This is a genomic window from Nocardiopsis sp. TNDT3 (assembly GCF_003427465.1).
Classification (GTDB): Bacteria; Actinomycetota; Actinomycetes; order Streptosporangiales; family Streptosporangiaceae; genus Nocardiopsis; species Nocardiopsis dassonvillei.
Genome location: NZ_QPFC01000105.1, coordinates 1 through 9,851 on the forward strand (window position 1 = coordinate 1; position 9,851 = coordinate 9,851).

A 9,851-nucleotide genomic window follows, 5' to 3' on the forward strand; every position below is an offset into this window, starting at 1 on the left:
GCGGAGCACGTGCCCCGCACGTGCTCCGCTCCCCTTTCGCGTGGCCGCCCCGGGCGGGGCTCACGTCGTGGAGCGCTCCTGCTCCGGTTCGAGGCGGCGGATGCCGAAACCCCGGGTCAGCGGCGCGAGGAAGGCGATCAGGGCGGAGAACAGGAAACCGCTCCAGTTGAACACCGCCCACGGCAGGAACTCGAAGTTGGCCACGCCCAGGGTGGTGGCGAAGAAGACGCCCGACACCGTCCAGGGCATCAGCACCTCGGTGATCGTGACCGAGTCCTCCATGCTGCGCGACAGGTTGACCGGGTGCAGGTTCCTGGCCCGGTAGGCGTCGCCGTAGACGTCCTTGACCAGGAAGAAGGACACCAGCGCGTTGGAGGTGCCGTTGATGATGGTGAAGCCGGAGAGCAGGGTGGTGAGGATGAGGCTTCCTGTGGACCGCAGCCTGGCGATGAGCCCCTCCAGCAGGACCCGCAGCACGCCCGACTTCTCCAGCGCCGAGGCGAAGAAGAAGGCGCAGAAGACGAAGAACGCCGAGTTGTACATCGAGTACAGCCCGCCCCGGTTCACCAGCTCGGCCAGGACGTCGGAGACCCCGTCCCCCTGCGGCAGCATGTCGGTGGTGAAGCCGGAGACGACCGAGGCGAACAGGTCGCCCACGCTCGCCCCCTGGACCAGCAGCGCGATCAGCAGCGCCGTCATGGACGACGCGAACAGCACGACCAGCGGAGGCTTGCGCATGATCGACCCGGCGAGCACGACCACCGCCGGGATCAGCAGCAGCGGGTTGAGGGTGAACAGCTCGTTCAGCTCGGTGACGACCTCGTCGATACCGCCCAGACCGGCGGACGAGGTGGTGATGGTGGTGCCCGCGAGCAGGAAGACGACGGCGGCCAGCACCGACGAGGGCATGGCCGTGTAGAGCATGTGCCGGATGTGCTCGTAGAGGTTGGCGCCCGCCGCGAGCGAGCTCATGTTGGTGGTGTCCGACAGCGGCGAGAGCTTGTCCCCGAAGTAGGCGCCGGACACGACCGCGCCCGCCGTGATCGCCAGCGACACGTCCATCGTCTGGGCCACCCCGATCAGGGCGACGCCGATCGTGCCGCCCGAGCCCCAGGAGGTGCCGGTGAAGGTGGAGACCAGCGCGGTGGCCAGGAAGGCCAGCACGTACAGGTAGGACGGGTTGATGAGCTCCAGGCCGTAGTAGACCATGAGGGGGATCGTCCCGGCGATCATCCACGAGCCGATGAGCATGCCGATGCTCAGCAGGATCAGGACCGCGGGCAGGGCGCTCCTGAGCTTGTCGCCCATGTTCGTCAGCACGTCGTCCCAGCGCACGCCGTGCCAGAGCGCGAAGAGTGCGAACACCACCCCCGCGAAGATGAGCATGAGCTCGGCGGGGTACTTCAGGACGCCGATGCCGCCGACCAGGATGGCGACGGTGATGACCACGGGGACGCACGCCGCCGCCACGCCGGGTCGGCGGACGTGTTCGTCCGGGGGGTTAGCCATCTACTTTCCTCTCGGTGATGACCGCTTTCGGTCCTCTACAGTGCGGTGAAGGCCCTTTCGAGATCCTCGATCTGGCTGTCGGCCCCCTCCAGGCCCACGGAGAGGCGGACCATTCCGGGGGAGAATCCCCTCTCCCGCAACGCCTCCTCGTTTCCGGGCCGGACGGGGGCGGTGACCAGGCTTTCGTAACCGCCCCAGCTCGCGCCGATCCGGAACAGCGAAAGACGGTTGATGAAGGCCGCGACCTTCTCGAAGGAACCGTCCTTCAGGTCGAAACTGAGCAGCCCGGAGAAACCGCTGAACTGGTCCTTGACCAGGGGGTCGTCGGGCCGGTGGTCGTGGTGGGGGTGGTGGATCGCCGCCACCTCGGGCCGGGTCGCCAGGTAGTCGATGACCCGCACGGCGCTGCGCTCGTGCTCGGCCATCCTGATCGGCAGCGTCCGCAGCCCGCGCAGCACCATCGACGCCTCGACGGCCGACATGACCGAGCCCAGGAGCTGGAACCCCGTGTAGAAGAGGTCGCGCACGAAGGAGGCCGGGCCGATCACCGCCCCGCCCAGGACGTCGCTGTGACCGCCGATGTACTTGGTGCACGAGTGGATGACGATGTCCACCCCGGCCAGGATCGGCTTCTGGAAGAGCGGCGTGGACCAGGTGTTGTCCATCACGGTCCAGACGCCCCTGGCCCGTGCGGTCCGGGTGATCGCGGCCAGGTCCAGGACCTTCATCCGCATGGTCCCGGGGCTCTCGACGTAGACCAGCGCCGTGTTCTCGCGCAGGTGGGGCTCGATGTCGGACGTGCCGTCGGGCAGCACGGTGTGGTCGATGCCGAAACCGCGCAGGTGCTCGGCCATCTCCAGGGCCGGGCCGTAGGTGCTGTTGACGAAGAGGATGTGGTCCCCGCCGCGCAGCAGGCTCATCAGGACGGCGCTGATGGCCCCCATTCCGGAACCGAAGCACTTACAGGCCTCGCCGCGCTCCAGAAGGGCCAGCCTCTCCTCCAGAAAGGCCACCGTGGGATTGGCGCCGCGGCTGTAGACGTACCTCTCGTGTTCCTGTTCCTGCTCCTGGATGAACGCCTCGAACGAGGGTTTGGTGAAAATGCTGGTCTGGAAAACCGGAGGGGCGACCGCGCCGTGGACGTTCTCCGCCCCCTCCCACGCGCTCATGCAGATTTCCCTGTCGGACCTGTCCACCGTTGCCCTCCGGTCGGCTCGTGGGCGCGCTCGTGCGGGTGCGGTGGGGGGAGGTTTCCGACCCGCCGCCGCGCCCGCCGTCGCCGCCCGTGTGCGGGCGGTGCCCGCGCTCGTGTCGGTGCGGTCGGCGGTCGCCCGTGGCAGGCGACACCGCTCGCACGCGTGCTCACGGCAGGGCCGCGCGGTCGAGACGACGCGGGGCCCGTGCCGGTGCGGTCATCTTGTAGTACAAGCTGCTAAGTAGTCAATGGGGTGGTGCTGGTCAGCCCGCGGGTTCCGGTCTCTGTACGCTGGGGAGTCGGCACATCCCTCCAGCGAAGGACGAGGCGTACACGATGGGATCAGCGTCGCCGGGAACCCAGGGCGAAGGGCTCGCGGGCCGGTCCCAGCCGCGGCACGCCCGGCCGAACTCGCTGACCTCGCAGGTCGTCGCCTTCGTGGAGGAGCTGTGCGTGGGTCCCGACGCGCGGCCGGGCAGCCAGCTGCCCTCGGAGAAGGAACTCGCCGAACGCTTCGGCGTGAGCCGGGTCGTGCTGCGCGAGGCCCTGAGGACCCTGGAGGCCAAGGGCCTGATCCACCGCCGCCAGGGCAAACCCGCGGTCATCGCCTCGCCCAACGCCCTGCCGGTGGAGAACTTCGTGGCCCTGTCGGTGCTGCGCGACCGCCGGGCGCTGATGGAGTTCACCGAGATCCGCAAGGCGCTGGAGGTGCACGGCGCCCGGCTGGCCGCGCAGCGCATCGCCGGACCGGAGGAGGAGCAGACCCGCGAGGACATCGCCCGGGCCCGCCAGGCCATCGCCGACATGCGCGCCGCGCCCCTGGACGTGCCCAACCGCGTGCGCACCGACTTCGCCTTCCACCAGGCCCTGATCTCGGCCTCGGGCAACCGGAGCCTCACCCAGATCCTGGACGCGCTCGAACGGTCCCTGGCCGACAGCCGCGAGCAGAGCCACCGCCGGTTCCTGGCCACGGCGCAGGACCCGGCGGTGTCCGCGACCGAGCACGAGGAGGTCCTGGAGGCGGTGCTGAGCGGCGACCCCGCCCGCGCGGTGGCGGCGATGGAGGAGCACCTCCAGGTCACCCTGCGCGAGATCGAGACCCGCCCCAAACCCGCGGCAGCGGAGGGCCGGGACTGACGGGACGCCGGTCGCCGCCGTCCCGGTGGCGCGCGCCCTAACCCGCCGCTCCCGCGACGGGCAGCACCAGGCGCAGCGTCAGCCCGCCGCCCGGGGTGGTCTCGGGCAGCAGCGAGCCCCCCATGGCCTCCATGAGCCCGCGCGCGAGCGCCAGGCCCAGCCCGAGCCCCGTCGCCGCGTCGGTGTCCCCGAGCCGCTGGAAGGGCACGAACATGCGCTCGCGCTCGTGCTCGGGCACCCCGGGGCCGTGGTCGGCCACCAGCAGTTCCACCTGGTCGCCCGTCCAGGAGGCGGTGACCGAGGGCGGCCGGTCGTGCGGGCTGAAGCGCAGGGCGTTGCCCACCACGTTGGCCAGCACCCGCTCCAGCAGGCCGGGGTCGGCCGCGACCTCCGGCAGCTCCTCGGGCACCCGCACCCGCACGGCGCGCCCCTGTCCGTCCAGGTCGTCCAGGACCGCGAACACCGACTCGCGCAGCGACAGGCCCGTGACCGTCACGCCCAGCACGCCCGCCTGGAGGCGGCTCATGTCCAGCAGGTCGGTCACCAGCCGGGTCAGGCGGTCCAGGGACTCGTCCGCCGTGGCCAGCAGTTCGGCCTGGACCTCCTCGCTGAAGCGCACCTCCCGGCTGCGCAGACTGGTCACCGACGCCTTGGCCGAGGCCAGGGGGGCCCGCAGGTCGTGGCTGACCGCGGCCAGCAGCGCGGTGCGCATCCGGTCGGCCTCCGCCAGCGTTCCGGCCGCGGCCGCCTCCTGGGCCAGCCGCTCCTGGCGCAGCGCGACGGCGGCCTGCGCGGCGAAGGCCTCGATGATGCGCCGCTCGCCCGCGCGCGGCCGGTGCCCGTGCAGCACCAGGGTCAGCCCCTCGTCCACCGGGACGTCCACGTCGGCCCCGCCGGGGGCCGAGTGGGGGAGCTCCCCGACGGAGGCGACCGCCTCCCACGCGCAGGGGTCGTTGCGGTGGTCGGGCCGGGAGGAGGCCTGCGGCCTGCGCTCCAGCAGCGCGACCGACTCCAGGGAGAAGGTCTCGCGCAGCCTCTCCAGCAGCGCCTCCAGGGGACGCGAGCCCCGCAGCACGCTTCCGGCCACCGTGGCCAGGGTCTGGGCCTCGGCGCTGGCCCGCGCCGCCTCGCGGGTGCGCCGGGCGGCCTTGTCGACCACCACGCTCACCGCCACGGCCACGAACACGAACACCACGAGGGTGAGCAGGTTGCCCGGCTGGTTGACCACCAGCGTCTCGTAGGGCTCGGTGAAGAAGAGGTTGAGCACCACGAACCCGCTGAACGCCGCCGCCAGCGCGGGCCACAGCCCGCCGACCAGCGCCGTCGCCGTCACGGTGGCGAACACCAGCAGGATTCCGCCGCTGAGGTACTCCTCGCTGTGGGGGACGCCGGTGCCGAACACCAGCAGCGCCAGCGCGGTGAGCGCCAGCGCGTACCCCGCCAGCCTGCGGCGGCGCGAGACCGCTCCCGAGCGGGCCCGTCCGGAGCCGCGCTCGGCCTCCTCCAGGGTGACCAGGTGGACGTCGATGGACTCCGACAGCGCCGCGGTGGCCGCGCCCACCCCCGGCCGCAGCAGGCGGGCGAGCCTGCCCCGCCCGCTCGCGCCCAGGACCAGCTGGGTGGCGTCCACCCCCTGGGCGAACGCGGTCAGCGCGGCGGGCACGTCCTCGCCCAGGACCTGGTGGTAGGTGCCGCCCAGGTCCTCCACCAGCACCCGCTGCCGGGCGAGCAAGGCGGGGTCGGCGCCCACCGGGCCGTCGCCGAGCGCCACGTGCACGGCCAGCAGCTCGACGCCCCTGCCGCGCCCCGCGATCCGGGCGGCCCGGCGGATGAGCGCCTCCCCGCCGGGGCCTCCGCTCAGGCCCACGACCACGCGTTCGCGGGTCTGCCAGGCCGAGGCCGCGCGGTGCTCGCCGCGGTGGCGCCTGAGCTCGTCGTCCACGCGCCCGGCCAGCCACAGCAGCGCCAGCTCGCGCAGGGCGGTCAGGGTGTCGGCCCGGAACCGGTGGCCCAGCGCGGCGTCGATCCGGTCGGGGCCGTAGACGTTGCCGTGCGCGAGCCGCCGCCGCAGGGCCTCGGGCGTCATGTCCACCAGTTCGATCTGGTCGGCCCCGCGCACCCACGCGTCGGGCACGGTCTCGCTCTGGCGGGTGCCGGTGACGCGCTCCACGACGTCGTTGAGCGACTCCAGGTGCTGGACGTCGAGTGTGGACAGCACCGTGATCCCCGCCTCCAGCAGGGTCTCGATGTCCTGCCAGCGCCGGGCGTTGCGCGCACCCGGGGCGTTGGCGTGCGCGAGGTCGTCCACGAGGACGACCTGCGGACGGCGGGCCAGCACGGCGTCCAGGTCCATCTCCTCCAGGCGGGTTCCGCGGTGGGTCAGGACGGCGCGCGGGATGGTTTCCAGGTCGTCCACCATCGCCTCCGTCATCGCCCGGCCGTGGCTCTCCACGAACCCGATGACCACGTCGGCGCCGCGGTCGCGGCGACGGTGCGCCTCGTCCAGCATCCGGTAGGTCTTGCCGACACCGGGCGCCGCGCCCAGGTAGACGCGCAAGTGGCCGCGTGTCATCGTGTGCCCCCTTCCGGCCTCCCCATCCTGACTGGTCACGGAGGTGTTTTCGGACATTTCACTGCTAACAGGGCGCTAAATCCGGCCCTCGGGCTGCCAAGGGAGCGTTAGCGTTCCCCCCGTGCCGGCCGCAACCGCGCGGAGTCGTCGCGGCGCCGGTGCCGTCGCGACCTGCGGACACGGCGCTCGTGCCGCGGCGACCCGCGGGCGCGGCGCGTCTGGCATCGTGAGCGCGAGGCCCCGTCCGGGGCGTCCGAACAGGGGAGACACGGACCAGTATGGACAAGGACACCGGCACCGGCGCGGGCAGAGCGCCCTCGGTCCTCGTCGTCGACGACGACCCCCTCATCCGCAGGACGCTGGAGGTGAACCTGCGGGCCCGCGGCTACACCGCCTACCTCGCCGACACCGGTGAGCACGCGCTGCGGTTGGTGGCCCGCCACCATCCCGACCTGCTCCTGCTCGATCTGGGCCTGTCCGGCATGGACGGCCTGGAGGTCCTGCGGGGGCTGCGCGGGTGGACGGACGTGCCGGTGGTCGTGCTCTCGGGGCGCGACACCGAGCCCATGAAGGTCCAGGCGCTGGACCTGGGCGCCGACGACTACGTCATCAAGCCCTTCGGGATGGACGAGCTGTTCGCCCGGGTGCGCGCGGCCATGCGCCGCTCCGCGGTGCCCGAGTACGAGGCGGCGGTGGACACCGCCGACTTCACGGTGGACCTGGCCGCCAAGCAGGTCCTGCGCGGCGGCGAGCCCGTGCGGCTGACCCCGCGCCAGTGGCACATCGTGGAGGTCCTGGCGCGCAACCCCGACCGCCTGGTCACCCACAAGCACCTGCTCAACGAGGTGTGGGGACCCGCGTACGGGCGCGAGACCAACTACCTGCGGGTGTTCATGACCAAGATCCGCCAGCGCCTGGAGCCGGATCCGCCCCGGCCGCGCTACTTCCTCACCGAACCCGGGCTGGGCTACCGGTTCCGGCCGGGCGGTGGAGTCGCCGGGGGAGGGGCCGCTGGACCGGAAGGCCGGGAGAACGGCCGGTGAGAACGGGAACCGGGCAGTACCCGCCGGGCCCGCGGGCACCACGGGTCCCGAGGATCCCGGTCCGCGCCGGTGCCCGCGCGGACCGGAGGCTGCGCGACCTGTCCGGGTGGATCAAGCCGCCGCAGCTCACGGCGGCGGCCTTCGCCGCCCTGATCCTGGTCGGCGCGGGCCTGCTGTCCCTGCCCGCCGCCACCGAGGCCGGGGAGCGGGCGCCCTTCGACACGGCCCTGTTCACCGCCACCTCGGCGGCCAGCGTGACCGGCCTGGCGGTGGTGGACACCGCCTCCTACTGGTCGGGGCTGGGCGAGGCGGTGATCCTGGCCCTGATCCAGGTCGGCGGGTTCGGCATCATGGCGCTGGCCACCGTCCTGACCCTGGTGGTCGGGCGGCAGCTCGGGCTGCGGATGGCGGTGCGCACGGGCTCGGAGGCCAAGGTGGTCACGCTGGGCGAGGTGCGCCAGCTGGTCACCGGGGTCCTCGTGGTGACGGTGGTGTTCGAGACGGCCCTGGCCGTGGCGCTGGCGCTGCGCTGGTGGCTGGGGTACGGGCTGTCCCTGCCCGAGGCCGTCTACACGGGCGTCTTCCACGCCGTCTCGGCCTTCAACAACGCCGGGTTCGCGCTCTACGCCGACAGCCTCATGGGGTTCGCCGAGGACCCGTGGATCACGGTCCCGGTGGCCCTGGGGGTCCTGGCCGGAGGGCTCGGGTTCCCGGTGTGGGTGGAGCTGTGGCGCTTCACCCGGCGCCGCGCCGAGCACCGCCACTGGACGCTGCACGCCAAGATCACCCTGGTGGTGACGGGGCTGCTGCTCGTGGTGGGGTTCGTGGCCTTCCTGGCCCTGGAGTGGTCCAATCCGGCGACCATGGGCGGACTCGACCTGCGCGGGAAGCTGCTCACCGCGTTCTTCCAGTCGGTGATGCCGCGCACGGCGGGCTTCAACAGCCTCGACTTCGGACAGATGAACACCCAGACGCTGCTGGTCACCGACATCCTGATGTTCGTCGGGGGAGGCAGCGCGGGCACGGCCGGGGGCATCAAGGTGACGACCTTCGCCGTGCTGGCCTTCGTGGTCTACGCCAACGTGCGCGGTGAGCCCACGGTCCACGTGTCGGGCCGCCGCCTGGCCGAGGGCACCACCTCGCAGGCGACCACGGTGGCGCTGCTGGCGCTGGGCCTGGTGCTGGCGGGGACGCTGACGCTGATGACGATCACCCCGTTCACCCTGGACCAGATCCTGTTCGAGACGACGTCGGCCTTCGCCACGGTCGGGCTGTCCACCGGCATCACGGCCGACCTGCCGCTGCTGGGGCAGGCGGTGCTGATGTTCTTGATGTTCGTGGGCAGGATCGGGCCGATCACGCTGGCCTCGGCCCTGGCGCTGCGCCGCCGCCCCCGCCTGTACGAGCTGCCCGAGGAACGGCCGATCGTCGGTTGAGCGGTGAGCGGTGAGCGGTGAGCGGTGAGCGTTCAGCGGTAGGCGCTGGTCAGAGCGCGGTCAGAGGTGAACGGTCAGCGGTGTGCGGGCTGCCGGAGTTCGCGTCCCCGCTCCTGCCCGGTGCCACGCCGGCGGCGGGGCTTCGAGCCCCGCACGGGTCGCGACGGCCTGAGGGTCGGTGGCCCCGCCCTGGTCGGCGTCACGCCGCTGGCGCGCGCCGCTGTCAAAGCGGCGTTCGCCGGGGGAGGGCAGCGGCCCCCAACCCTTTCCGGAGAGCGCCGCGATCCCTACTCCCGCCGGGCGAGGGCGGCGGTGATCTCGGCGACGGTGGCCTTGGCCGTGCGCCCTGCGCCGATGAGGGTGGCCGACGCGGCACCGGTCCAGTCCCCGTAGCCCAGCAGGAACAGCCGGGGTTCGGCCACGGAGCGGGTCCCCTCCAGCGCGATCCGGCCACGGCCGTCCGCCAGCCCCAGCGGGGCCAGGTGGTCCAGCACCGGCCGGAACCCCGTGCACCACAGGACGGCGTCGCAGTCCAGGGAGGTGCCGTCGTTCCAGGCCACACCGGTGCGGGTGAGGCGGTCGAACATCGGCTCGGCCTTGAGCGCGCCGCGCTCGCGCGCCTCGCGGACCGTCGGCACCACCACGATGTCCCCCAGATCACCGACTCCCTCGGGGGCCTCCTCGCCCCGCTGCGCCGCCCGCTGCGCGCGGGTGGCGACGCCGAACAGGGCGCGCCCGTCCAGGTCGTCGGGCAGGAACCGGGGCGGGCGCGCGGTGGCCCAGGTGGTCTCGGCCACCTCGGACAGTTCGGCGAGGATCTGGGCCGCGGAGTTGCCGCCGCCCACGACCACGACCCGCTGCCCGGCGAACTCCTCCGGCCCCCGGTAGCCGACCGTGTGCAGCTGCCTGCCCGCGAACAGCCCCCGGCCCGCGACGTCGGGGACGTGGGGCGCCCGCCA

At 72.6% G+C, this 9,851-nt stretch carries 6 protein-coding genes and 1 pseudogene; 3 read left to right on the forward strand and 4 right to left on the reverse strand.

Annotated features, from left to right (window positions below):
- Positions 1-60 precede the first annotated feature (60 nt).
- Positions 61-1,509, reverse strand: a complete 1,449-nt coding sequence (gene nhaC / locus DQW06_RS02965; RefSeq protein ID WP_117197914.1) for a Na+/H+ antiporter NhaC — start codon at positions 1,507-1,509, stop codon at positions 61-63.
- 35 nt (positions 1,510-1,544) lie between these two features.
- Complete coding sequence (locus DQW06_RS02970; RefSeq protein WP_117197915.1) at positions 1,545-2,678, reverse strand: PLP-dependent aspartate aminotransferase family protein; 1,134 nt, start codon at positions 2,676-2,678, stop codon at positions 1,545-1,547.
- Between the two features lie 362 nt (positions 2,679-3,040).
- Between DQW06_RS02970 and DQW06_RS02975 the strand changes: the two genes are divergently transcribed.
- The gene (locus DQW06_RS02975; protein ID WP_117197916.1) at positions 3,041-3,841 is read left to right on the forward strand and encodes a FadR/GntR family transcriptional regulator; all 801 of its coding nucleotides are present in this window, start codon (positions 3,041-3,043) and stop codon (positions 3,839-3,841) included.
- A gap of 37 nt (positions 3,842-3,878) precedes the next feature.
- Here DQW06_RS02975 and DQW06_RS02980 read toward each other — a convergent pair whose 3' ends face one another.
- Positions 3,879-6,413 (reverse strand): DUF4118 domain-containing protein, encoded by a 2,535-nt coding sequence (locus DQW06_RS02980; RefSeq protein ID WP_117197917.1) that lies wholly within the window; start codon positions 6,411-6,413, stop codon positions 3,879-3,881.
- A gap of 278 nt (positions 6,414-6,691) precedes the next feature.
- On the opposite strand from DQW06_RS02980, the gene DQW06_RS02985 reads away from it, so the two are divergent.
- Entirely contained in the window at positions 6,692-7,456 is a 765-nt protein-coding gene (locus tag DQW06_RS02985; protein WP_013152669.1) for a response regulator, read from the forward strand.
- Entirely contained in the window at positions 7,453-8,892 is a 1,440-nt protein-coding gene (locus DQW06_RS02990; protein ID WP_117197918.1) for a TrkH family potassium uptake protein, read from the forward strand. The genes DQW06_RS02985 and DQW06_RS02990 overlap by 4 nt, the downstream gene beginning before the upstream one ends.
- 287 nt (positions 8,893-9,179) lie before the next feature.
- On the opposite strand, the pseudogene DQW06_RS02995 reads toward DQW06_RS02990, so the two are convergent.
- Positions 9,180-9,851, reverse strand: a pseudogene (locus DQW06_RS02995) (pyridine nucleotide-disulfide oxidoreductase); the annotation flags it as partial.